Genomic DNA, 25,303 nt, shown 5'->3' with positions numbered 1-25,303 from the left:
GACGATGACGATCTGCCGTTGTCCAGTCTTTACATAGATATCAACGTCCTTTCGGTCCCTCCTGACGTCGTTTTAGTCAACGACGCCTGCCCCGAACTGGCCCGGATCCTTGAACACAGTCGCTTTCCGGTCATACCGGCTCGGCACCGCCATAGGTGGATCTTTATGGGAGGTCCATTGCTTTACTCTCGACACGGTCCGCGAAGACGGGACGGAGGATTTCTTCAACTATACCGGCGATAAACGTAATCGTCTGCTTCCCGAGGCGGCGCCTCGTAAAGCCATCGCTTGGGAAGCCTGATAGCTGGCGAGGGTGTGCTCGCTAGGACTGGTCAAGGTTATGCTGCATCAACTAGTTGCCAGAACCAAAAAACTGTAGCGTAGGTTCCGCAAAGCCGCAAAGCCGCAAAGTAGCTGAGTCAATTAGATGTACTCTCGCCACGTTTCAGGTCGACGATCGGCGAGTGCGCCTGTCAGCGGACCCTAAGTTGGGACGTGAACACGCTCACATCTTGCGCCACCATCGTGCCCGTGACGGTCTTGACGTATCAGGACGGGAGCTTTCGAATGTCATTTGATCGTCCAGTGACTTTAAGGGAGACTGTTGCTTCGATGTCACCAAACCGATGAACGGCCGGTCTACGCTCGTGCGACAAAAGACACCACATGTTCGATATCTATTTGAACCAAAGACACGATCTTTTGGTCATTCCGACAGGCTTTGGGATCCCCGCGGGATTGGACGGCAATTGGAAGAGAAAGAAGCGGGCGGTTCGTTCCGTGAGCGACGTCATTCGTCAAGATGTACAACAGCGTGGTTACCACCGACGTCGTTTGATCTCGTACCGGTCCAAGGCGACACTTGAGACCTCGTCACACTCCTAGTCAACGCAGCTATCTAATGCTGAACCGTTCTTCGGAAACTTCGGGCAGGATGTGGCCGATGCCGTCGAAAGCGGTGCTTACCGCGGCGACAGCAGGCGGGTGTCGCGCATTGGGCTTAAGGAGGAAGCCTTCTTTTGAGGCGGGGCGCGCCTCTGGAGCTTACCGCAAAATAGGCGTTGTCGGGCTTTTCCTTGGGTCAAGGGCGTGTGCGTGAGTTTTCAGCTGTCTACCTCAAGATGCTGCCGGCCAGCCGCACGGTCGGGCAAGCATCGAAGTCGTTAAGCAGCATTGGCTATCTGTATAGCAGCGGCCCGGAGTGGCAGCTCGTATGAAGCGCACCGCAGCCGCGCGCCCCAACTCGGTATTTTCGGCCAAAGCTGATGCGGGAGGCCGGGTGCTGGATCCTCAGCGAGGAGGGAAGGGATATTTTGAGACGCTCGAACACTTAGATCGGTGTGCTATGCAGGCGTAGGTTGAGCGACAAATCGCGCAACAGCCGAAAGCTGAGCAACCGCCCCTTTGACTTCGCAGGTGGGAACGAACGCGGGCAGAAAGCGCCCCACGGCAAGCGATTGAGCCCACGTAAACCGCTGCCGGCGTGACGGTCAGCCGATCACCCCCTTGCTGATGGTGATGTACTCAACTACACCTCGAAGTTCACATTTGGAAACAGTGGCGTTGTAATGGGTATTGCGAAGTTGTTCAACGCGGCTAGGGATATTGGCTTGATTTAACCTGAGGGATGGAGAATCTGGCCTCTTCATGCACATCAGCGTGGTCGAGACGACGGTCGGCTAAACTGATCTCGGGGTTGGCTTACTCATTCCAGAGAGTGTCAGTTGCTTAGCTGCGAATAGAAGGGCGTTGATTGGAACGTTCTCAGAGCGCGAGGTGTATATGAAGTTTACAGTTCCACAGCTGTACTAGCCCAGACGTCTCGCGTTTGGAAGGCATGACCAAGTTATACGCTGGCGCCACTTCTATCATATTGTCTGTTTTTTGCGGTCGTCGTGCCGTGAAAACTATGCTACAAGCCGCTCCTCTCAAAAGGAGCATTCATCGTGAAGAAAGCAACCAAGAAACGCGTTAAGCGGCGCGAATGGACGAGGGCAGATATCAAGGAGCTCAAAGTCCATTCGAAGGCCCGAACCCCGGTCATAAAAATAGCAAAGATGACCAAACGCAGCGTCGGTGCGCTCCGCCAGAAGGCCTTGCATCTTGGAATCGGGCTCGGACACCAACGGTAGTTTTGAGCAGCGCTGGTACTGGCGCGATAGGGCGGCTCGCTGGGCCGCCCTCAGTACCCATAGAAATTTTGTCGGAAATTAGCTTTACGGATCCGCGCTGAGAGAGTGTTTGGATCCTGGTTCACTGTCGCGGTGGGAGCTCCAGCATCCTCTCATTATTGACGGACTATCTTAGACGTGGTCTCAACGGTTGTGACCAATCGGCAGTGAAGACATTACCTTGGTGATGGCCCAATCAAGGATCTCCCACATGAACGGCCGATCCAGTGTGTTGGCCGACCAACGGCGGTGCTCACTGGAAGTAGCGTCTGGATCGCTACCGCGCTGAGAAGATTGCTGCGTCCTGCCATGTGTGATGTTCGCGTTATAGTCTGCTTCTTTGCAGCACTCCGCTCATATGCCTAAATTGTTTGTGTATGCCGAGCCTCAGCAACGTGCATGTCGCAGTTACCTCTTCAATGCCCCAGCGCATGATGTGCCGCGCGCGGTCCTTGGCAAACGTCCGTATAGTTCTTTTCAACCTTGCTATATTTGCAGTCAATCTTCGTGCAATTGAGCTGTTGCTTGATTTCGTTTTATCGGTCGAGCAATCGGGGAAGCGATTGCAGTTATCGTTCTGTGATCCCGCCCGATCGGACTGAACGGGTCTCAAGTCATGAGTGGCAGACAAAATTCTTGTCCTTTCGACTCCTTGTACGCAAGCGGTTGCCCCCATGTGATCCGGCGGCCGGCTTTGTTTCGCCCAATCGAGCTAGCGCCGACAGATGGCGCTTGCCAAGCACGAGTGTCTGAATGATGAGCGGACGTTTTGGTCGTTCACCTGAGGTGTGCTTTCTCCTTGGTCTTCCACGATCCGGGACCACACTCCTGGCACATTTGCTGCAGCTCCATCCAGACATTGTGGCTCCGCCTGAACCCTGGTTAATGCTGGCGCTTGAAGCAATTGGCAAGGTGGATCGGCGTCATCCGGCCGGCAGCTCTCTAATTGAGGCCGCCACCTCCGAATTCTTGGGACGGATAGATCGCACGATCGTTAGCCGCGCTTTTGCAGATGCAGCATACGATCAGTATCTGGCAAAAGCGGGTAAGCGCATCATCATAGATAAGACACCACGCTATTGGACGGCACTTGAATTTGTTGAATCCGTCTATCCGGAATCGCCACACATCCTTCTGATGCGCAATCCCTACGCCATCGCCGCTTCACTGAAATCGACGTGGGGCATCCCACTGCGGGCAGAAAGCGCGCAGCCGGTGAGCGTATCCAGTCTCGCTGACCTCATGCTTCGACTGCCCGATGGCATAATATCTTCACTGGCCGATTTGGTTTTGGGTCTTCCTAGGCTCGCCGCGCAACGTATTCGCCCGCAGACTCATTTGGTGCAATACGAACTGCTCGTGGCGCACCCGGACGAGGAAATCCAGCGTCTACTGACAGCGCTCGGCTGTGATCCAGGAGGCGTCGCATCGGCGAGCATGGGACGAGTAGATTATCTTCAGTCCAGCAGCTTTGGAGACCGAAAAATCCTGGAACGAAACACCATCGACGAAAGCTCTGTCAATCATGGCAATCTCAATTGAGCGTCGAAGAGATGCAAACCGTGACCGATCTGGTCGGTGCCGAGCTTTTGGTGGAACTCGGATATGAGCAGGAACTGCTGCATGCCCAGAAAGCCGGAGTTCTGGACAGGGGACGGGAAGTAACCGAACTCTATCGTCGGATATTCCGAACCTGGTGGGATTTGCGAAGTGCCAAGGCGGGAGGACTGTCCGGCTTATCTCACGCTGGAGAGTCGGCCCACACTACTTGGAACATTTCGGAGAACCGGGACGTAGCTATCGAGATGTTGCGAGGCGAGGTCGCGCGGCTTGAGCAGATCCTCGGGAGCTCCTAAGGACTCTGAATGCTTGTGATCAAGCCACGCCGGTTGATTTAGCCAACTTAACCGGCACGCTGATCTCCGATCAGGTGTGCCGCACGCCGGCCGTACGAGCGGCAGAATGCGATATGCTGCCGCGTCCGAAGTGTGCTGTCGAACGGGTCTTGGCCTCATTGACGAGCCGTGCGCCTTGGCCGGCCATTTCTGCCGCGGATATTCCCCGCTCTGGGCTGGAGCCATAGAGCGGCGAAGAACAGAGATCCTGCACCGAAAACAAGATATATGCTGCCAAAACATCTGCACCGTCTCGAAGCTGAATCGATAGAAATCATGCGTGATGTGGTCGCCGAGTTCAAAAGGCCCGTCATGCTTTACTCCATCGGAAAAGATTCAAGCGTTTTGCTACACCTTGCGATCAAGGCGTTCTATCCGGCAAAAATACCTTTCCCCCTGCTTCACGTCGATACGACCTGGAAGTTCCGCGAGATGATCAGCTTCCGAGACGCGACAGCCAGGCGGCTCGGCCTCGACCTGATTGTCCATGTCAACAAGGACGGCAGCGCGCGTGGGATCAATCCGATCGATTCCGGCTCCGCGCTACATACCCAGGTGATGAAAACGGACGCGCTGAAACAGGCGCTCGACCTCCACGGATTTGATGCCGCCTTTGGCGGAGCCCGGCGCGATGAGGAAAGAAGTCGCGCGAAAGAACGGATACTCTCCTTCCGTTCGGCTGGACATGTATGGGACCCCCGTAACCAACGGCCGGAGCTCTGGAGCCTGTTCAATACACGGATTCGCCAGGGCGAAACCATGCGCGTGTTTGCGATGTCAAACTGGACCGAGCTCGAGGTGTGGGAATACATCATGATCGAGAAAATTCCGGTCGTTCCGCTCTACTTCGCAAAACGAAGACCGATAGTTCATCGAAATGGTGCGATGATCATGGTTGACGACGAGCGATTGCCGCTTAACTGCGACGAGACGCCGGAAATGCGGATGATCCGCTTTCGCACCCTTGGATGTTATCCCTTGAGCGGGGCTATCGAATCCGATGCGACGACGATCGAAGGTATCGTCGCAGAAATGCAGACCGCGACCGTGTCGGAGCGCCAGGGGCGCCTAATTGACACCGATGAAGCCGCTTCAATGGAGAAGAAGAAGCGGGAAGGCTACTTTTGATGTTTACAGAGCCGACAACGGAACCGGTTCCGGCCCGGACGAAGGATCAGCTACGATTCATCACATGTGGCTCGGTGGACGACGGTAAATCGACGCTGATCGGCCGATTACTGCACGACAGCAAGATGATCTACCACGATCAGATCACGGCGCTGGAACGCGACAGCATCAAGTACGGTAGCACCGGGGATAACATCGACTTCGCGCTGCTTGTGGACGGCCTCGAGGCCGAACGGGAGCAGGGCATTACGATCGATGTTGCCTACCGCTTCTTCACTACGCCGCGGCGCTCCTTCATGGTGGCCGATACTCCCGGCCATGAGCAGTATACCCGCAATATGGCTACCGGCGCCTCGCAAGCCCAGCTCGCCATTATCCTGATCGATGCCCGCAAAGGCGTGATGGTTCAGACGCGCCGCCACTCCTTTATCTGCGCGCTGCTCGGTATTCGTCATATCGTGCTGGCAGTGAACAAGATCGATCTTGTCGCATACGACAAGGAGTGCTTCGATCGGATCGCGTGCGACTATATGGCCTTCGCCGCCGGTCTCGGCTTCACCTCGATCGTTCCGATCCCGATCTCGGCGCGATACGGCGACAACGTCGTAGACCGCTCCGCGCGTGCCAACTGGTATCGTGGTCCCTGCCTGCTTGAATATTTGGAGAGCATTGACATCCAGTCCGGCACCGCAAGCCAGGCTTTCCGCTTTCCGGTACAATGGGTGAACCGGCCAAATCCGGATTTTCGGGGCTATGCCGGGACGGTGGTTTCGGGGAGGATCTCGGCGGGGGATGAGATCATTGTCGCCACGTCGGGACGGACCACGCGCATCAAGCGGATCGTGACCCACGGTGGCGACCTTGTCGGCGCCGAAGCCGGGGATGCGGTGACCATTACACTGGAAGACGAAATTGATATCGGCCGCGGCGACATTCTGTCCCGACCGGACGATCAACCGAAGGTCGCCGACCAATTCGCTGCTTATGTGATTTGGATGGACGAGGAGCCGCTCGCTCCCGGACGCAATTACATCCTGCGGATCGGATCGCAGACGATTTCCGGCAGCATTACCGAAATTCGGCATCGGATCGACGTCAACACTTGTGCGCATCTGGCCGCCGGGATGGTTTCGTTGAACGAGATCGCCTTCTGTAATGTTGCGACCACAATGCCCGCAGTATTCGATGCTTACGACGTCAATCGGAAGACCGGATCATTCATCGTCATCGATCGTTACACCAATCGTACGGCGGGGGCCGGCATGATTGCCGTTCCGCTGCGGCAGACCGCCAATATTGCTAGGCAAGCCCTATCCGTGGATAGGAGGGAACGTGCCGCGCTCAAGAATCAGAAGCCTTGCGTCATTTGGTTCACCGGCCTGTCTGGCGCGGGAAAGTCGGCGATTGCGAACCTCGTTGATCAAAAGCTGTTTGCGATGTCGCGGCATACCATGCTGCTGGATGGCGACAACCTCCGACACGGATTAAGCGCCGATCTGGGCTTCTCGGAGGCGGACCGCGTGGAGAACATTCGGCGTGTCGGTGAAGTTGCCAAGTTGATGGCGGACAGCGGCTTGATTGTGATCTGCTCGTTCATCTCGCCCACGAGAGCCGAACGGGACAGGGTGCGCATCCTTGTTGGCGACGAAGAGTTCATAGAAGTCTTTGTCGATACGCCGATCGAGGAATGCGCGCGGCGAGACCCGAAAGGGCTGTACTCAATGGCGAAATCAGGCAACATCAAGAACTTCACCGGAATCGACGCCTGCTACGAGGCACCAGAAACACCGGATATTCATCTCAGGACCATGGAGCAGAACCTAGAGCATTCAGCGAAAGCGGTAGTGGATGTCTTGATAGCGCGCTCAATTCTTGATGGTTAGATGTGCTCGCGCCAGGTCATCAATTCGCACAATATCCTTCCGGCGCGGCTCAGGCGGGACCTGCGGTCAAACTTTTCGCTCGAAAGGAACAGAATGGTCGCACCCTCTCGTGTACTCCCAGCTTCCGGTTATGTGCTCGAAGTGGATGGTCAATTCAAAACCGAGTACGCGAGCAAGGATGGAGCGGTGGAGCTCGAGAGACGCCGTCCCATGCTGCAGATCAGAATCTACGATGCGGTGAGAAAGGCCAGAGAGGAAGTCCGACTTCCACTAGGTTGAGGGGGGGCCTCGCGCTTCTTGGTGCGCGTGCGGCCAAGGACACGCCGATCTGCCTTTAAAGCCGCGCCGGGCCGCGAACTCGGGCGGCTTTACTCTCCCGCACAGTACGAAGCGCGGGCCGCGGTTTTCCGGGGCTGGCTATCCGGCGAGCCTGGGCTTACTCCAGGTATATTGATCAATCTGAAGCGAGCAATCGGTCGCGATCCATCCTGTCGTGACCTATGGTAACGTCCGGCAAGCTTGCTTCCTTTTGGCCGCCGCTCGTAGGCGAACACGGTCGGCGTACGCCCAGCACCTTCATCGCGAGGCAACGCTGCCGCGACCATTAGGCATCCTGCGCTACGGAGCTCCGTTGCGTGTTCGCGTCATGCTCCAGTCCTCCTTCCATCGTGTTGCCATGAAGGCGGCCATTGACGCGACCGAAAAGTTAAGGGAGCTCATCGCTGGCCAAGCGACAAAGAATGATCTCTCGATGAGCCGCTCTGGTCAGCCATCGACGCGCTCGACCGCACTTTAGACCGCGTAGAACGCGAGTGCACATCAACGAGCGGGCCTGCGGAGGAATCAAAAGCGAGCAGAACGGCTCGGAAGTGACTATCCTCGAACCAGAGTGCCTCATGGGCGAGGTACTTGCGCTCACCGAGTGCTGGTGATGGGTGGCTCGCCGGCTGAGGCGTTTGAGCGCCGTAAATCACCGTACCTTCGCCGCCATGATCGCCCGGTGAGATGTCTCGCGGCGAGCGGCGTGTAGTAGCGAACAATGGAGTCTGCCGACGATCGATTTGAAAGATGGACCTGTACCACTCATCTGGACTCGGCTCGACGCACTCCCAGCAAATCAGGACAACATGCTCTGTCGCACGGCCGCTCGCCGAAAGGTACCTACTGATCCTTGCTAAGCGGCCAGCAAGGATCGCTCAATCATCATCAAGTCGAACTCGACCGCAGGCGGCAAAGTCCTCTCGAGTCAACCGCAAGGACCTGATAACAGCAAAGCGATGCAGGAGTGATCTCGCCGGCAACGCGGAGAAGCGTAAGCGGTGTTTTCCTCCCACCTGAGATCAGATCGGGAATGGTCGGCTCGGGATTACACTTTTCATCACCAACGTCGAATTGAGGCGCATGACGTGTGGCAGGGCGAGAAGGCTGTCGTCGTACAGTCTTTGGAATGTAGCTAGGTCCTTGCTGACGACGTGAAGCATGTAATCAGGCTCACCGAAGAGTCGCTGGGCTTGGACTATCTCGGGCACCCCGAGCAGCGCCTTCTCGAACGCCAACACGTTTTCTCTGCTCCCCTCGCGAAGAGTCGCATAAACAATAGCCGCAAACCCAAGGCCCAGCTTCGATGGCTCTACGGAGGCTCTGTAATCCGTTATCACTCCGGCTTCTTCCAGCGCTCTCAATCGACGATGGCAAGGCGAAAGGCTTAAACCGACGCGCTCCGCTAAGTCGGTAGCAGAAATGCGTCCTTCGCGTTGAAGAATAGCAAGTATCTTGCGGTCAATTGCGTCCATGCGAGAGAATATGCCTCAGATCGCTCGTTCATTGCAATAATTTGGGAGCACATTTCGCCAGCGACGCCGTAAAAATCCGCATCTCGCAATCAGAGGTGCATGAGATGGAAATCGGTTTGGTCGCCGCCTTTTGGGCTTTGTCGCTGTCACTTGTCCTGACACCAGGAGCCGATTGGGCTTACGCGATATCGGCAGGCATGAAGGATCGTGCGATAGTGCCTGCCGTGGCTGGAATGTTGCTGGGGTACGTAGCAGTCACGACAGTAGTAGCCGCTGGTGTGGGAGCCATCGTCGCCAGCGTGCCGTCTGTCCTAACTGGGCTTACACTGATCGGCGCGGCCTACTTGCTCTATCTTGGGCTTGCGGTTTCACGGAGCCCGCCCCTTCCGGAAGCAGGTCAACAGCAGACAGGAAGTTGGTATCAGTGGCTGACGCGCGGCTTTGGTATCAGCGGCATCAACCCTAAAGCGCTGCTGCTCTTCCTGGCCATCCTACCGCAGTTCACCAGTCGTCTGTCTACGTGGCCGATATCGGCACAAATCGCCTTGCTGGGCGTAGTTCACATAATCAATTGTGCCGTGATTTACACAGCAGTGTCGGCCACCTCACGTGCTGTCCTTCGAACCAGACCACGCATTGCTCGGCTGGTCGCACAAGCTTCCGGTGTCGCGATGATCACTATCGCAATCGTGCTTATTGTCGAACAGCTATCACAGTTCAGCAGGTGACTGCTCGTTCGATCAGGGCATCCTGCAAACTTTAGCCATTTGTCCGCCGCGAATAGTTCCACGGCATCAGCACGTCGATATGCATCTGCCTGTGCCCGTTTACGATGGCGGTGAGTGTGGAGGACAGGTAGGCGAACGGATCGACGGCATTGAGTTTGCACGTTTCGATGAGTGAGGCGATGGTCGCCCAGTTCTCCGCTCCTGCACCGTGTCCGGCAAAGAGGGCATTCTTCCGGTTCAACGCAATCGGCCTGATGGTGCGCTCAACCGTATTGTTGTCGATCTCGATCCGGCCGTCAGTCAGGAAGACGCAAAGGACATCCCAGTGTTTGGCGATATAGGCCAACGCCTCACCGAGCGGCGACTTGCCCGCGACACGGGCGCGATGATGCGTCAGCGAAACCCTCATGTCCGCGATTAGCGGCGCTGATCGTTCCTGCCGCCCGGCGAGCGAGCTTGTGCGGAACCGCGCAGTTCTGCCTCGATCCGATAGAGTTCACCGATCCGCTTCAAGCCTTCGTCGGCAATCGGCGCTGATCCGGTGCGAGTGATCTCGACCAGTTTACGACAAGCATGCGCCCAACTTGCGTCAGGACAAGTCCTGGAAAGGAGGAAGAATGTGATCTGAAACCTTTCAACGTGACCCAGAGGGTTCGACGCCCTCCCGGCAAAGGCGGAGCCCGCCAGCCGGAAGCGAGTCTTGCATGGGTGACGGCAACGTCGCTCGTGAAGCGTAGACAGCGGGTACTTAAGCCCTGTGGCAGCCTCGAAATCATGTGATTGCTGAAGCCTTCGCCGTGTTGGGTCCGGGGGCAGCATCGGGAAAGCCGCTATGGTCAGGTTCACCGGTTCGGCCGGGGTCTCAGAGCAGGGCAAAGGTACGGGACGGGTCACCAGGAAACCTGAGAGATCCCGTTCGTGCCCACGTGGAAAGCCGGTACGGAGCACCGGCCTCAACAAAGCTCCAGGCCCGATGACCGACTTGGCGAGCATCGGGAGCGCGTACGCGAACACGAAAACACCAAGGCATGTGGAATCCCGAAGCGAAGACATAAGTCGACGGATATGCACGGCGGGAAGTCGTAGCGGCTTGGTAGTACCGAGGAAGGCGGGGAACTGGGCTCACCGGGACCCGCTCGAGGGAAGGGAGCCGCCACGCGTGAAGACCCATTGACGAGAAACACGGGAGGGAACGCTGAGTCCCGCAAACCTGTCCACGAAACGACAATGGATAGCTGATCTGGCGAGTCAACATCCCGAGCGGGTGCTGACCTCGTTGCATCACCTGATCGGCCGTGAATGGATGCTCGAGGCTTATCGTCTGACGCGCAAGGATGGCGCGCCCGGCGTCGACGGCATGATGGCAACGGACTATGAGGCGAACTTGGAGCTCAACCTTGATGATCTCCTGGCGCGCATCAAATCCGGCCGTTACATCGCGCCGCCGGTGCGACGGCACTACATCCCCAAGGCGGATGGCACCGAACGGCCACTGGGCATTCCGACACTGGAGGATAAGGTGGCGCAGCGAGCGATTCTCCTGCTGCTGGAGCCGATTTACGAGACGGACTTCTTGCCGTGCTCGTACGGCTTCCGACCGGGACGAGCGGCCCACGATGCCCTGCGCGCCTTGCGTACAGGGTTCATGGAGCAAGGGCTGCGGTGGGTGGTGGATGTCGATATCTCAAAATACTTCGACACCATCGACCACGCGCACCTCCGCCGATTCCTCGATCAACGGGTCACGGACGGCATCGTCCGGAGGATGATTGACAAATGGCTGAAGGCGGGGGTGCTCGAAAAGGGCATCCTACGCCGCTCGACTGGTGGAACGCCCCAAGGCGGCGTGATCTCGCCACTGCTTGCGAACATCTACCTGCACCATGTGCTGGATGAATGGTTCGAGGGGGTGGCGCGACCGCGGCTCAAGGGGCGGTGCCAACTGGTGCGATACGCTGATGACGCGGTGATCGCCTTCGAGGACCACCTGTCCGGCAAGCGATTGCTGGATGTGTTGGGTAAGCGGCTCGGTCGGTATGGGCTTCAACTTGATCCGACCAAGACCCGCTTCGTAGACTTCCGGTTCAAACGCCCAGGTGGGCGCCATCCCGCGACGGCGGGGACCACATTTAACTTCCTTAGCTTCACCCACGTGTGGGGTCAATCGAGGAGGGGTAAGAATGTCGTCCGGCAGATAACGGCAAAAGACCGTTACGCTCGCGCGCTCGCATCCGTGATGGAATGGTGTCGGCTCAACCTGCATCGTCCATTCCGGGAACAGCACGCCCACTTGTCGCGGGTGATCCGGGGGCACTGCGCCTACTACGGCATCTCCGGCAACGGCCGACGGATCAGATGGTATCACCACCAGCTCATGCGGATATGGAAGAAATGGCTCGCACGGCGTGGCCGCCACAGCAATCTGCCGTGGTCGCGCTTCCGGGCCATGCTCGCGCGACACCCGCTGCCGACAGTCAAGATCGTCCACCAATATGCCGTACCGTGAGCGAAGCTTGCGCGTGAAGAACCGGATGCGGGTAATCCGCTCGTCCGGGTCTGTGAGGGGCGGGGTTGGCAACATCCCCGCCTACTCGGCAATAGGCAAGTTGGATGTTCGGCCCAACACGATCCGGCGCGATCAGCCGATTATATCCGGCATAACCATCCACCTGAAGGATGCCCCCCGTAAATCCTCGCAATATCCGCTCGGCATGTAGCCCGCCGCGACCGGGTGCATAGGTGAAGGCTATCCCCGGCGGCGCACCTCCGTCCCACGGTCGATCATCACGGGCCAGCGCCCAGAAGTATCCTGTCTTGGTTTTACGAGAACCTGGATCAAGCACCGGCGCACGGGTCTCGTCCATGAAGAGCTTCGTTGACCGCTTCAGGTCCGCAAGCAAGGCATCGAAAACCGGACGCAGTTCGAAAGCTGCCCGACCAACCCAGTCGGCGAGTGTTGAGCGGTCGAGATCAATCCCCTGGCGGTTCATGATCTAGGCCTGGCGGTAGAGCGGCAGATGATCGGCATACTTGGACACCAGCACATGCGCGATGGTCGCCTGGCAATCCTGCATGGATCAATCGTGCAGGTGCTGGAGCCTGCGCTACGCCGTCGGTACAGGCACGGCAGGCGTATTTTGGACGATGAGTAACGATGACACGGAACTGCGCAGGGATGACATCCAGCCGCTCGGATACGTCCTCCCCTATGCAATGCAGGCCACCGCCACAGTTGCAGATCAAGCTCTCCGGCTGGATGATCTCTTCGACACGAGGAAGGTGGGCGGGAAGAGAGCCACGATTGGCGGCGCGAGATTTGGGGCTCGGTTTGCCCGAGGGGCTATCGGCTTCATCTTCGGCATGGATGGCCGCTATGGCGGTTTCCAGGTCTTCCAATGCGAGATCGAATTGCTCGGGATCAGACTTCTCGGACTTGCGCCCAAAGGCAGCCTGCTTGAAGGCGGCGACCAGCTTGTCTAGCCGTTCGATCCGATCATCCTTGCGGACTTCACGCGCTTGAGCTGCGAGCAGCATCGCCTTCAAGGCAGCAATATCGTCCGGCAAATCGGCGGCGTCCAACATGCCGGAAGTTTGTCAAACTCTACCTCTGTTCGCCGTCCGGATTTCTCGCTCGAGTCATCGTGCCGCACCTATTCGATTGCGGTCGGTGCTCTTGCCTCAACGGTACGAACCCGACGCCAGTCGAGCCCGCAAACAGCGCCTCGAACTGGGCAGCCCAAGGGTCATCAGACCGTCCCTGATATCTCGCCAAGTGAACGTGTGCTCCTCCAGCCGCTTGTAGGCCATCACCAGACCGCTGCCATCCCAGTAGATCAGCTTCAGGCGGTCCGCTTTGCGGGATCGGAATACGAAGACCGTTCCTGTGAACGGTTCCTTGTGCAGCTCGTTCTTTACCAGCGCCGCTAATCCGTCGTGACCCTTGCGGAAATCGACGGGCTTGGTCGCCACCATGATCCGAACGCGGTTTGACGGAAAGATCATGAGGAACCTGCGCATGCAAGCGCGACAGAGGCGATCCGGGCGGCAGATGCGTCTTCTTCCAGACGGATCGTCACAGAGCCGAAGAGAATCTCGGGGCGGTTGGCTTTCTTGAGCGGCGGCTCCGAAATGGGGGCTCGACGATGACCGCTGCGAACTCCGCCGCGTCCTCGGGTTGTGGCAGAACCAGCTTGCCCTGTCGCGCCATCGTCCGCCAGGTGGAAAGGTGGTTCGGCTTCAGGCCGTAGCGCTCTGCGACTTCATTCACCAACGCTCCGGGCCGAAGGCTCTCCGAAACGATCTGCGCCTTGATCTCGTCCGGCCAATGCCGATGCGGCTCACGTCCAGACTTTCTGGTCGTGAGAAACTCCAATGTACTCTCCATGGAGAAATTCCCGTTGCTCGTCCATGGATAGGCGATCACAGATCACGGCGGCGAGGACAACGTGGGAGCGGAACATCGGTTACCGTAAACGGGCCGATTAGCCCTCACTGCGGTCCAGCTCGCGCTTGCAGGCGGAATGCTTACGATCGGTCCAAATTGAACTCTCAAACGATTCAACCGCGCTGTGAATCCTCTGTCCTCTGCTGCTTACGTCAGCTTGTCGCCGCCAAATGAGAGTACGTCAGGAAAATTTACGTGAGAAAATCCCCGGAGAGGGTTGAACCGCCCGTAACGTCAAGTTGTACGATCTCCGAAATAGACATCAGCGTCCCAGATCCTCCAACCAGCGACGGAGTGCAAATGTATCAAGTCCAAAGCAACGCATTAGACTCCCGCTGCGAACCACGATCATCGAGTGTGCCAGGCATTGATAATCCGGGCACGTCGTCTCCTGGCTGCATCGCCTTGCTAGCGTAAAGCGTGCCTGACCGGACAGGCTCACACGTAAATTGTCCGCAGACTGGCGCTTCATAGCTGCAAGAGGGCGATCGCGCGCAAGCTTGCACAGACGTGACAGTGGATGAGAGCGAACGTCGGCGCCGGTTGCGCCCGAGTGCTTAGTGCCAAAGGCTATTTGGGAGGTCTGAAGGGCATCAATGAGGAGCTTTGTGAAACATCGCTCTCCATCCGCGATGAGATATGGAGGTTGTCATCCGACAGCCTTTTCGGGCGCCGACGCGAAACGCGTCCACGATACATGTCGCTTCATTCGAAGCTGTTGATGAGAAACGGGGCGCGCGCCACGGCGCTCCCTGCTGTGCGTACTCCAGGTCATCGACCAATACAATGTTAGGAGGAATGGTTTGACAAGACAGCGGTCTTTGCTGACGCCTGGTCCATTATCGTTATCGCTGGCGGTCAGGAGCCAGATGCAGCTTGATCTCGCGTCTCGCGATGACGAGTTCAAGGAGGTGACCGCCTGCATGAGGCGGCTGATGCTCAACTTGCTGGGAAACGCTGAGGAATATTCGGTGGTGCCTATTCAAGGAGGTGGCTCCTTTGCAATGGAGGCGGCCCTCTCTTCATTTGTGTCCCGAGCCCACAGGCCGCTCGTTTGCGTAAACGGCATCTATGGCGAGCGCATTCTACAAATTTTGCGGCTGTGGGGTGTCGAAGCACTGAAGCTTGTCAAGCGCGCGACCGATCCGTTGGATCCGGAAGAGATCGGCGAGTATCTGAGCCGAAATCCCGGCGTTACGCACCTGTGTTTCGTGCATTGTGAGACGACGACCGGAATCGTCAATCCGCTGCACGAGATCGTGGAGGTGGCGAGGCGAGGTGGCGTAAAGACCATCATCGATGGGATGAGTTCCTTCGGCGCCCTCAATATCGATCTGAGCCAGCGTGGACCTGACGTACTGGTCACATCGAGCAACAAGTGCATAGAAGGGCCGCCGGGAGTTGCGTTTGTCATCGCCTCGCGCGAGCTGCTGGAGAATGCGACTCAAGAACCGAGATCGTTTGTGCTCGATGTGAGAGATCAATGGCGCTCGCTCGAGCGCACGGGTGAGTGGCGGTCGACCCCTCCAACCCACGTCGTTCAGGCAACGACAATGGCTTTGAAGATTCTGCACGAGGAAGGCATCGATGCCAGGCGCTTCAGGTACGAGAAGGTCAGAGACGACCTCATCAAGGAACTCGAAGGGATAGTGGCTCCGCTGTTGTCCCCCGAGTTGCAGTCGCCGGTCTGTGTTGCGTTCAGTGCGCCGTCCGGAATAGTGGACCAGCCAGGATTCGATGGGCTGTATCGCCACTTGGCGGCCCATAATCTTTACGTCTACTCGAAGCTGCATCTTGCGACGCGGAGCTTTCGGGTCGGTTGCATTGGGCAAATCCAATCCAGCTGGATTGAGCAGTTGGGATGCGCCTTTCGTACATATTTCCGGTCCGGTCAGGCCCGGTCAGCAAGGCCGGCGTCGGGCCAAGAGGCATATGGGGCGCGCGTAAAGATGCCGGCTCAATCAGCTGGGGACCGGCAGCTGCGGCTTTCCGCCGAGACTGCTGTTCTGCATGCGGGCTATCGACGCGACCCGGTGACAAAAGCCGTCGCAGTGCCGATTTACCAGAATACAGCTTATGAACTCGATGGCGATCTAAATCACATCGCTGACGTCTACAACGTCAAGGCGGATGGGTTCACCTACACGAGGATTATCAATCCGACGACCCGCGCGCTGGAGAAGCGCTACGCCGCTGTCGACATGGGCAGCGATTCGCTCGCCGTTGCGTCAGGTCAAGCGGCGACGTTCCTTGCTATCATCAACCTTTCAAGTGGCGAAGTAGGGGACAATATTGTTGCCTCTCCGTATCTATATGGCAATACCTGGAACCTGCTCCACAACACCTTAAAGCGTTTGGGAATCAGCGTGAGGACAGCAGATCCCCGAAGGCCCGAGACGTTCGAACGTGCCATTGATGATCGCACGATTTGCCTGTTCGGAGAGGTAATTTCGAATCCCTGTCTGATTCCGCTCCCGGTCAAACAGCTGGCGGAAATCGGCCGAAGGTACGGCGTGCCTCTGGTCGTAGACAATACGACCACGCCGCTGGTATGTCGGCCGTCAGACCTGGGCGCCGCAGTTACGACGTACTCTGCAACAAAGTATATATCCGGTCATGGCACGACCCTCGGCGGACTAATCGTTGACAGCGGTAAATTTAGCTATCGGGGAGCCTCCCGCTTTCCCTTGTTCAACGGTCCCGACGAAGCGCATGGCGGAATTGTCTGGCACAACGCTGTGCGCGATGTCGATGATCTAGGAAAGAGCGAGTTTCTCCTCAAGGCTCGCATGACCTGGTTGCGCGATACGGGTGCAGCCATCGCCCCGTTTGCGAGCTTTCAACTGATCCAAGGGCTTGAAACGCTGCCGCTTCGCATGAAGCAGCACTGCGCGAATGCCAGGATCGTCGCCGGCGTTCTAAAGGAGCATCCTAAAGTGCGTCGCGTCTTCTACCCGGGGCTCTTTGAGGGCGCCGATCGGGAAATCGTCGATCAGACACTCAACACCGAATACGGACATGGGGCGATGGTCATGTTCGAAGTGGAAGACGAGCTGGCCGGGCGCAAGTTCATCCAGAACGTTGACTTGATGTATCACGTTTCTAATGTGGGAGATGCCCGCACGCTCGTGACTCATCCTGTCTCGACGACCCACACCACTGTCCCGCGGGAAAAGCGCGAAGCGGCCGGCATATTTGGCGGTTCAATCCGGCTTTGTGTCGGCATCGAAGATGTTAACGACATCTTGCGCGATCTGGACAAGGCGCTTTCCGCAATCTGACAACCTGCAAGGCGATCAGGAAGAGGTTCTCATGAATCAGGCAGACGCTTGGAAACTGAGGTCATCACGCTATGAGGCCGTTCAATTCAGTCGGGAGATCAATAAGCAGCTTTCGGAGCTAAGGCCGGACAACATCACGGGGGCCGCCTACATTGCGAAAGATTACGCTGTCATCACAGCGTGCACGCTTGCGACCGTGTCTGTCTCGTGGTGGTTCTACCCGCTGGCCGTTCTCCTGATCGGTGCCTATCAACGCGGATTGACAACCATCGCTCACGATGCGGCTCACCGCACGCTCGCGAAGAATACGACCTGGAACTATGTGCTGGGCATTCTGTTCGCTTCCTATCCCTTGTTCCAACGCCACTGGGCCTACCGGATCTCACATGTCTACTTGCATCATCCCTATCTCGGCGACCCGGACAAGGATCCCGACCTGAAGTTTTTCCTGGCCAGCGGCGTCTACGATGTGCAGCCTCCAGAGAGATACGCTTTCAACATCATCTGGAAGCCGATCTTCGGCGGCGCGACAGTAGCGTATCTGAAGTATCTTTGGACTAATCGGTTTTCGATCGAAGAGACCGAAGAGCAGAGCCGCTCAGGCATACTTGTCGACAGGTATGGCTTCTATCTGTTCTGGTTCAGCATCCTGGCCGGATCATATGCTCTTGGTCTGCTCCATATCGTCGTCCTGTTTTGGATCGTGCCCTATCTCACCACGTTTCAGGTTCTCGGCTGGTTTATCGAACTCGCTGAGCACTCACCCATGTGCGAGACAGAGACGCAGAACGTCTATCTCACCAGGAATAGGAAAGGAAGCTTCCTCGAGCGAGCCATCCTGGGACAGAATCTGGATGAGTACCACCTTGAGCATCACCTTTCACCCGGCATCCCGTTTTGGCTGTTGCGCAAGGCTCAGAAAATCCGAATGCAGGATCCGAACTACGCGAAGGTCGCCGCCACCTGGGGCGGGCTCTTTGTCAAGGGACCTCAAGGTCAACCTAGCGTCATAACTCAGTTGAAAGAGCGAAATCGACGGCTGTATGAGCAGTCCGTTGCCGGGGTTCGCACGCGAGGCAAGGTGGCGTGAGGTTGCAACAGCCCGAGCGCACCCAAGCCGTTGTCGCCGTCACTTCGAACCGTCTTCTGGTCGATGGTGTGCATCGCGACTGGTTACGGCGCAAGTACGTGCAGGCACTCCATCGTCATGCGGGAGTGGCTTGTGTCATATTGCCGACCGTCGACGCGGAAGATGCTATGGAGGAGGTCGCCCCGGCCATCATGCGCCGGCTCGACGGTCTGGTCTTGACAGGCGATGAATCAAACGTGGACCCCGCAGTCCTGTCAGCGCCCGCATCCTTTGCGGATCCTGATCGGCGGGATGTTGAGCCTGGGATCCTTGACCGTCCCCGGGACAGGCTCTCTGCCGTAGCCATAGAGAGCGCCATCGCCCTCGGAATGCCTATTCTGGGCATCTGCCGTGGGCTTCAGGAACTCAACGTCTATTTCGGCGGAACACTCCGCCCATCGCTTGCGGAGTGGAGCCGAGAAAGCGGCGCCATGCATGCCGAGAAGCCAGATCGTCCCAGGGACCGTCAGTACGATGCCGCGCACTGCGTCAGGATATCATCCTATGGCGCACTGTTTCCAATCGCGCGGACGATCGAAGCGCAAGTCAACTCGCTGCACAATCAAGGCATCGAGGCACTTGCCCCAGCGCTAAGAGAGGAGGCGTGGGCGCCTGACGGTCTGGTCGAGGCAGCTTCAGTGATTGGCGCTCCGACGCTGCAAATCGGTGTGCAATGGCACCCCGAATGGCACGTCTCAACCGACCTCCTCAGCAAGCAACTGTTCAAAGCATTTGGAGAGGCGTGTGTTGGGTACTGCCGGACTAAGAAGGGCTAGAGGCAGATCGTGATTTTGCAAACGAAACGTGGCCCGCGCGAGCCGAAAGGGCAGTCCTCCGAAAACGACGCGCGCGCCTGGGCTTCCGAGAGCTCCGCCCGGCCTCGCGGGCACAAAAAGGGTGGACGATCTACGAGTGGCTTCGCTCTAGGAGTGTTTTTTATGGCGCTTTATGTCGTTCTGAGCGCGGCAGGGGAGGTTTATGCGGCATCGTATTTTCAGAAAGCGGATGTGTTCGTGGCGCTCCTGCTGTCTTTCGCGGTGGTTTGTATAACGTTCAACTTCTTGGCTCGTCACGAGGGAGGCGAAGCAAGAGCCGGAAAATGGTCGCTCCTGGTCTTCGTCGCACTCAACGTCGTGACGGCGATCAGCTGGATCGGCCTATTTATAGGACTGAAATACGCTGAACCTGCGATCGTGGTCGCTTTCATGGTGGCGTTGGGGCCCGCCGCAACAGTGTGGTTAAACGCCCTGATCAGGCGCAGGGGCGCCCCACCAGCATCCGATATTGTCGTGAGCGCCGCGATTGCGACGATCGGGACTTACATGATTTGGATCTCGGCCAGCGGCAATGCGGGCGTGGAGTGGGCGGCTCGATCGTCCATTGGCATCGTCTTCGCCATCGTGGCCGGCCTATCGCTCGCCCTCACAAATATACTTGTCAAGGTGCTGTTCGACCGTGGGTTTTCCGGCCGACAGGTGCTGGCGCATCGCTTTTATGGAACCATTCTCTTGCTGCTGGGGCTGGTCGACCATTCATCTATCGTGCCGGAGATCTCGCAGCATTGGTTTGCGATCGCAGCAATTGGGCTGTCGACGATCGTTTTACCTTTGCTCTTGATTCAGGAGGGCATTCGCCGCGTAGAGCCCTTCACCGTCAACATGGTCCTGTCCACCGCCCCCATCGTCACCTTCCTGTTCCAGTACTTCGATTCTCGCATCGTGCCTTCGTCACACACGTTCGTTGGAAATGTCCTCATTACGGCTATCGCTGTCAGCAACATCTACTTGCAGTATCGGAGATCCGCATGAAAGAACGGAAATGTGTAGTCGTGGACGCATACTCTACGGGCCGCTACCTACCCGAAGAATTCAAGCGCTATGGAATTGGGACCGTGCATGTGATGTCGGCCGCACAGATTCCACCGATATTCCAAGCGCATTTCAATGCAGATCTGTACGATGAACTCATTCGCCCCGGCGAGCGCATGGGGTATGATGACATCGTTGAATATCATCTTCAGGCTCTCCAGGGCAGAGAATTTGAGTTCGTTATCGCGGGTTGCGAGTCTGGAGTCGAACTCGCCGATTCGTTGTCCGAGCGGCTGGGCTTACCTTCAAACGGGACCGCTCTATCGGCTGCTCGGCGTGACAAAGCACGATTGTCTTGTGCGCTGACCTATGCCGGTGTGCGATCGATCAGACAAGTCGTGTCTGACAATGCTGTAGAGATCGCAAGCTGGAGGCGCGAAGCGAACTTCGACGAGATCGTGATCAAACCTCTGAACAGTACGGGCACCGAGGATGTATTCTTTTGCTCGACAGATGCCGATATTCAGCGTGCTCTAAGCGCGATTGTCGGGAAGACGAACCGTGTCGGAGCATTGAATCGTTTTGCCCTCGGGCAGGAAAAAATAAACGGTCAACAATACACCGTAAACGCCGTCTCGATCCACGGAGATGCCTTCATTACGGAGGCCTGGACCTATGACACCGTTCCTATCGAGGGGGCATCATCGGTCTGCTCACTCGAGAGATTGTTGGACGGCAGCGAACCAATCGTTCAGGAGCTCTCCGACTACCTGAAACGTGCGTTGCAGGCACTTCAGATCCTCGAGGGACCGGCTCATGCCGAGATCATTGTCGATCATCGGGGGCCCGTTCTGGTGGACTTCGGGGCGAGGCTTCAAGGGACTATGTCGGCAAAAGCACGAATGATGGCGTTGGGGCATAACCATATCACGCTGACCGCTTGGCGCTACGCAGATCCCGAGGGCTTTGGGGAGTACATGAGGATGCGCGGGCCGTACAACCGGAAGGCGCACGCACTATGTGTCTCCCTGATCTCCAACAGGGGCGGTGTCGTTGCCGGCTACCCGGGACTCCAAGCAATTCGCAAGCTCCCGAGCTTTGCGGATGCCATTGCATTCGTTCCAATTGGTGAAGAGCTGGTTCCGACCATCGATTTGGCGTCGACACCAGGCATCGTCTATCTCGTGAATAGCGACGTGAATCAGCTTAATGATGACTATCACAAGTTGCGAGCAATGCGGATGGACCAGGTGTTCGAATTGGTGGCGCGGGATAGCCAGTGATGACAACTGAAGCAACCTTGACCGGAGCGAGTCCAGCCCGCGCGGCGATGATCGGCGTAAGCGACTTCGACGGTGTGCTGCGAGGCAAGCACGTCTTAGGTGAAGATCTCTCGGGTCAAGATAAAGTCATCAAGTTCTCTGAAGCTGTGCTGGCGTGGGATTGTTCGGATCGGGTCATTCCGATCAGTTTCACGCAGCAGCCGTTATCAGCATTTGGGGATGCTGACCTGCGTATTCTGTCTGCCACCGGCCGTTCGGTGTCTGATGTCGGCAATCAATATCTCTACCTTGCCGAGTTCACGGGCGCACATGAGAACATCTGCCCGCGGGGTGTTCTGCGTAAGGTCCTGAGAAGGGCTGCTGACCTCGGATACAGATGCGCTGTCGGGTTCGAGTTTGAATTCATGTTGTTCAAGGAGAACGCCGATACAATTGAGGATAAGCCGTTCAGCGAATGGGCTCCTTTAACACGGGGCCCGTTCGGCTACTCGATTATGCGCTCCGTTGCTCAACATGAGCTGTTCGATGAGATCTTGGCGCTTTGTGAGAAAGCTAGAATACCTCTCAGCGGACTGCACTTCGAAACGGGACCGGGCGTGGTCGAAGCGTCACTTCGTCATTGTGATGCGTTGGAAGCTGCCGATCGAGCAACCATATTCAAGTCGATGATAAAAGCATGGGCGCAAAGGCGAGGCTTGATGGCTACATTCATGGCCAAGGTTTCCGAGGATTGGCCGGGCCAGTCCGGCCATATTCACATTTCGATGTCCTCGGATGGTCAGAATGCGTTTTACGACAGCAATGCGGTTGGCAACTTCTCAAAGGTTATGAGGCAATTCATCGCCGGACAATTGAACTACATGAACGAGTTTTGTGTGCTCGCTGCGCCGAACTTCAATAGCTACAAGAGGTTGGTGCCTGGCTGCTGGGCACCAATCTGTCCAAGCTGGGGTGTTGACAACCGCTCCTGCGCGGTTCGCGCTATCTCGGGAGAGCCGTCCGTCCATCGTCTGGAATATCGGCTGGCTGGCGCAGACGTGAACCCATATCTTGCGCTCGCATGTGCCATTGGTTCCGGAATATTGGGACTCGAGACAGGTGTGGCACTACCCGCATCGATCGCCGGTGATGCAAGCGTGGAGATGACTGCGAGACTACCTCAAAGCCTATCAGAGGCAACTTCTCGTTTTGCACAGTCAGCAGCAGCGAACGAGGTTTTCGGAGAAAGGTTTGTTGAAGCATTCTCTTGCTCGCGCCGTTGGGAATGGGACGCCGTTCAAAATCGAGTGACCGACTTTGAACGTCGGAGATACTTCGAGATCATCTAGTTTGTCTTGACAGTTCTGTGCCTCGTTCCTCTCGCAGCCATGTGAAGGGGGCGTGGAGCTGATGAGGTCTGCTGCCAACTGCTCTGTGGCCGCAATTGCGATTGCTTCGATGTGATGCAGGTAAGATGTGCTAACTTTTTCAAGAAGGAAGGCGAAAGGGGAATAGTTGTCCAGTGGGGCGAAGCCGAAGAGCAGTGACGCGCAACGCTGTAGCCGAACCGCGGAGCCCCGCGCCCGAGACGAGGTCGGGTAGATCAGTGCTGGCCAGGACGCGCTCCGAGCGGCGCTCTGAATTCCCTGCCGGCGAAGAGGGGCCAATCACTTTTGGTCCTGGATTCATGAGCGCGAGGAATGCTGCGCAGTCTATTTCGCGAAGATGCGTAAAGGATTGTCCCTCAAGCGCCGCACGAGGATATCGCGCAGAACCGCCCCAGCAGATCTTGGGATGGGCGCGTACAAAGGCTGCAACAATGATCTTGCCTTTATCGGCTTCGAACGGGTGAGCGCATCACGCGAAAGGCCAGAGAACTTTAGGGAAGGCCGTAAGAAAGTACTCCTCCGGTGAGGGCCCCCGGTGAGGCCGTCTTCGCTGGATAGCCGATTTGCGATCAAGCAGCGTGAGTGACGCACGCGCGCCAGGACCGGACCGTCGTGGGATGCGATCTCTCGGTGAGTTGAATGGTCGTCTCGCCCCTGTCCTTCTGATCGGTCGCCTTGAGCGACGTCTCCGCGGCTGTCCTGATGGGTGCCGTCAAGCTTGGAGAAAATCGTGCCAAGCTAGCCAAGCCTTAAAGACATGGCAGAGCTCGCTCTTGGCGGTGCAGTTGAGTCCAAATGAGCGGGTCGCCACTAAAAGTAGCCGAGTTGGGATCGACAGCGCGCTACATTGCTGCGCCCCAGAAAGATGTGACGGGCCCACCGTCAGGCAGTGCCACAAGACTAGCGGTTCGACCACACCGTCAAAGTCGATCAGTGCCGCCTTCGGTTTTGACGGGCTCTACAGGAGAATACGCTTTGATAGACAAATGAGAAAAGATCGGCCGCTGAAATACACCCGCGATGGGACGTAGATGAGTGCGGCTGAAACATCGTCTCATCCTGCCAAATCTCGCCGTCGACCCAGCAGACTCCACTCATCAGACGCTGCATCCGGGTAATGCAGCGTAGGAGTGTGGTCTTGCCGCACCCTGGAGGACGGACAAATTCCCGTGAGTCCCTTGGCGTGAACGCTGAATCGCAACCAGCGAACAGTTGCGGGAGATCAGCTGAACGGCGACTGCGATATAACCCAGCTCTGCTCCCTCACGTGCCCGCACCTGGACCGTTTACTTCTACAAAAATAACGACAAGAACAGTCAGAAAGGCGACAATCAGCACCCCATGGGGGATAGCTGTATTTGAGCGCGGCGTCTCTGCAGCTAGGAGATTAAAAGGCGGGGCGGCAGGATTGCACATCCCGTACGTCACAAGGGGGAGGTTGAGCCTATCAGCGCCATCGAGGATATTGACTGTCGGGCGTTGGGGCGTGCGGATCATACATCTAAGGCTGGGTTCCAGCCCCGCGGAATTGCCAGGCAGCTTGACGGGCTGGAGGTTGTCCGCCGGTTGACCGGGTGCGGCTAGCGTCGTTTGGCTGTCGTAACCGCCGCCATTCCTGAAGCTTGGTAGCACCTCTCTCGGGGACCATTCTGCTTGAATGTCGCCATAGCTTTGACGCTCGAAGGACTTGCGCCAGCGGCAGCACTCGTTGCGTCTGAAAGTTCAGGTGCAAGCAGCATCAAAGCCAGGTGGAACAAGATAAATCGGATCAGCCTCATTAGAATTCCGAGATAGTCGCTGCGGCCTGCGTTCTTTGCGCCAGCTCCTGCTCGTTATCCAGCAATTTACGTGCCTTCAGAATGCGGGTCCGGGCGGCCTAGGCCAGACCGTGCATTGCGATTACATGGCCTTCTCCCGTCACACGCTGGCCGCATGCAAGGCCTTGAACGGCCGAGCCGAGATCACTCTTTCGCCCGCGAACTCGTGGCCCACCACCATGGGCACAGGCACCGTTTTACGAGCCCACTCGTCCCAGCGGAAAATATGAATATCCGTACCGCAAACCCCGGTCTTGACCCTGATCAAGAGATCAGTCGGGCCGATCATGGGCACGGGTTCGTCGCGTAGACAGAGTCCGGGCTCAGACTTAGCCTTGACGAGCGCCTTCATGTTAGAAACCTTACGCTTTAATTGATGCAGAGCACTGCGATCTCGCGCGTTGCGTAGGCATCAGTGGCGATGGCGCAATCGCGTGCGGCGGCGCGAGCGGAGACAGCAAATTCCATACCACCGTCCGGTGGAATCGCTAAGCGCCCTCTGCAATCGCCCGCGAGGTGGCTTCACGTCTTCGGGAATTGCTTGCCGTGAGATTTTGACACGATATGGGCCGAGCG

16 protein-coding genes and 3 pseudogenes are annotated in these 25,303 nt (G+C 57.3%); 13 read left to right on the top strand and 6 right to left on the bottom strand.

The window, feature by feature from the left end:
* The first annotated feature begins 1,946 nt into the window (after window positions 1–1,946).
* The 5 genes from I6F17_RS09085 to cysN all read left to right on the top strand — a co-directional run bounded on the left by I6F17_RS09085 (window position 1,947) and on the right by cysN (window position 7,077).
* Window positions 1,947–2,132: a hypothetical protein gene (locus I6F17_RS09085; protein WP_074448398.1), complete on the top strand. Its 186-nt coding sequence runs from the start codon at window positions 1,947–1,949 to the stop codon at window positions 2,130–2,132.
* Window positions 2,133–2,924: 792 nt separating this feature from the next.
* Window positions 2,925–3,713 (top strand): sulfotransferase, encoded by a 789-nt coding sequence (locus I6F17_RS09080; RefSeq protein ID WP_276573252.1) that lies wholly within the window; start codon window positions 2,925–2,927, stop codon window positions 3,711–3,713.
* A gap of 20 nt (window positions 3,714–3,733) precedes the next feature.
* On the top strand, window positions 3,734–4,027 hold the full coding sequence (locus I6F17_RS37715) for a hypothetical protein (protein ID WP_276573253.1): 294 nt from the start codon (window positions 3,734–3,736) through the stop codon (window positions 4,025–4,027).
* Window positions 4,028–4,237: 210 nt separating this feature from the next.
* A complete protein-coding gene (gene cysD / locus I6F17_RS09075; protein WP_085969306.1) occupies window positions 4,238–5,194 on the top strand; it encodes a sulfate adenylyltransferase subunit CysD in 957 nt (318 codons plus the stop codon).
* A complete protein-coding gene (gene cysN, locus I6F17_RS09070) occupies window positions 5,194–7,077 on the top strand; it encodes a sulfate adenylyltransferase subunit CysN (RefSeq protein WP_036016018.1) in 1,884 nt (627 codons plus the stop codon). The genes cysD and cysN overlap by 1 nt, the downstream gene beginning before the upstream one ends.
* 1,340 nt (window positions 7,078–8,417) lie before the next feature.
* On the opposite strand, the gene I6F17_RS09065 is transcribed toward cysN, so the two are convergent.
* Window positions 8,418–8,870: an Lrp/AsnC family transcriptional regulator gene (locus I6F17_RS09065; protein ID WP_036016017.1), complete on the bottom strand. Its 453-nt coding sequence runs from the start codon at window positions 8,868–8,870 to the stop codon at window positions 8,418–8,420.
* Window positions 8,871–8,974: 104 nt separating this feature from the next.
* On the opposite strand from I6F17_RS09065, the gene I6F17_RS09060 reads away from it, so the two are divergent.
* Window positions 8,975–9,598 carry a LysE family translocator gene (locus tag I6F17_RS09060; RefSeq protein WP_225126462.1) on the top strand — a complete coding sequence of 208 codons (624 nt, stop codon included), beginning with the start codon at window positions 8,975–8,977 and terminating at the stop codon, window positions 9,596–9,598.
* Between the two features lie 31 nt (window positions 9,599–9,629).
* Here the strand turns inward: I6F17_RS09060 and I6F17_RS09055 are convergent.
* A pseudogene (locus I6F17_RS09055) lies at window positions 9,630–10,180 on the bottom strand (transposase); the annotation flags it as partial.
* 682 nt (window positions 10,181–10,862) lie between these two features.
* Here I6F17_RS09055 and ltrA point away from each other — a divergent pair.
* The gene (ltrA, locus tag I6F17_RS09050; protein ID WP_225126463.1) at window positions 10,863–12,104 is read left to right on the top strand and encodes a group II intron reverse transcriptase/maturase; all 1,242 of its coding nucleotides are present in this window, start codon (window positions 10,863–10,865) and stop codon (window positions 12,102–12,104) included.
* Window positions 12,105–12,192: 88 nt separating this feature from the next.
* Here ltrA and I6F17_RS09045 read toward each other — a convergent pair.
* From I6F17_RS09045 to I6F17_RS09035, 3 genes and pseudogenes are all read right to left on the bottom strand, one after another.
* Window positions 12,193–13,180: pseudogene (locus I6F17_RS09045) on the bottom strand (IS66 family transposase); the annotation flags it as partial.
* Window positions 13,181–13,276: 96 nt separating this feature from the next.
* Complete coding sequence (gene tnpB, locus I6F17_RS09040; protein ID WP_225126465.1) at window positions 13,277–13,600, bottom strand: IS66 family insertion sequence element accessory protein TnpB; 324 nt, start codon at window positions 13,598–13,600, stop codon at window positions 13,277–13,279.
* 70 nt (window positions 13,601–13,670) lie between these two features.
* The gene (locus I6F17_RS09035; protein ID WP_225126467.1) at window positions 13,671–13,970 is read right to left on the bottom strand and encodes a transposase; all 300 of its coding nucleotides are present in this window, start codon (window positions 13,968–13,970) and stop codon (window positions 13,671–13,673) included.
* Window positions 13,971–14,911: 941 nt separating this feature from the next.
* On the opposite strand from I6F17_RS09035, the gene I6F17_RS09030 reads away from it, so the two are divergent.
* The 6 genes from I6F17_RS09030 (at window position 14,912) to I6F17_RS09005 (ending at window position 22,871) form a co-directional block, all read left to right on the top strand.
* Window positions 14,912–17,323: a 2-aminoethylphosphonate--pyruvate transaminase gene (locus tag I6F17_RS09030; protein ID WP_249782415.1), complete on the top strand. Its 2,412-nt coding sequence runs from the start codon at window positions 14,912–14,914 to the stop codon at window positions 17,321–17,323.
* 31 nt (window positions 17,324–17,354) lie between these two features.
* Window positions 17,355–18,413 carry a dhydrorhizobitoxine desaturase gene (rtxC, locus tag I6F17_RS09025; RefSeq protein WP_036016014.1) on the top strand — a complete coding sequence of 353 codons (1,059 nt, stop codon included), beginning with the start codon at window positions 17,355–17,357 and terminating at the stop codon, window positions 18,411–18,413.
* Window positions 18,410–19,228, top strand: coding sequence for a gamma-glutamyl-gamma-aminobutyrate hydrolase family protein (locus I6F17_RS09020; RefSeq protein WP_225126471.1), 819 nt, complete (start codon window positions 18,410–18,412; stop codon window positions 19,226–19,228). The genes rtxC and I6F17_RS09020 overlap by 4 nt, the downstream gene beginning before the upstream one ends.
* Before the next feature lie 162 nt (window positions 19,229–19,390).
* The gene (locus I6F17_RS09015; RefSeq protein ID WP_225126473.1) at window positions 19,391–20,260 is read left to right on the top strand and encodes a DMT family transporter; all 870 of its coding nucleotides are present in this window, start codon (window positions 19,391–19,393) and stop codon (window positions 20,258–20,260) included.
* Complete coding sequence (locus tag I6F17_RS09010) at window positions 20,257–21,543, top strand: hypothetical protein (RefSeq protein WP_036016009.1); 1,287 nt, start codon at window positions 20,257–20,259, stop codon at window positions 21,541–21,543. The genes I6F17_RS09015 and I6F17_RS09010 overlap by 4 nt, the downstream gene beginning before the upstream one ends.
* Window positions 21,543–22,871, top strand: a complete 1,329-nt coding sequence (locus I6F17_RS09005; RefSeq protein WP_225126475.1) for a glutamine synthetase — start codon at window positions 21,543–21,545, stop codon at window positions 22,869–22,871. The genes I6F17_RS09010 and I6F17_RS09005 overlap by 1 nt, the downstream gene beginning before the upstream one ends.
* 1,936 nt (window positions 22,872–24,807) lie before the next feature.
* Here the strand turns inward: I6F17_RS09005 and I6F17_RS09000 are convergent.
* Window positions 24,808–25,079, bottom strand: a pseudogene (locus I6F17_RS09000) (alcohol dehydrogenase catalytic domain-containing protein); the annotation flags it as partial.
* Window positions 25,080–25,303 lie beyond the last annotated feature (224 nt).

Origin of the sequence: Bradyrhizobium sp. NBAIM18 (assembly GCF_020193825.1) — a bacterium.
Classification (GTDB): Bacteria; Pseudomonadota; Alphaproteobacteria; order Rhizobiales; family Xanthobacteraceae; genus Bradyrhizobium; species Bradyrhizobium yuanmingense.
The sequence above is the reverse complement of the archived record's forward strand: the minus strand, read 5'-3'. Positions and strand labels throughout refer to the sequence as shown.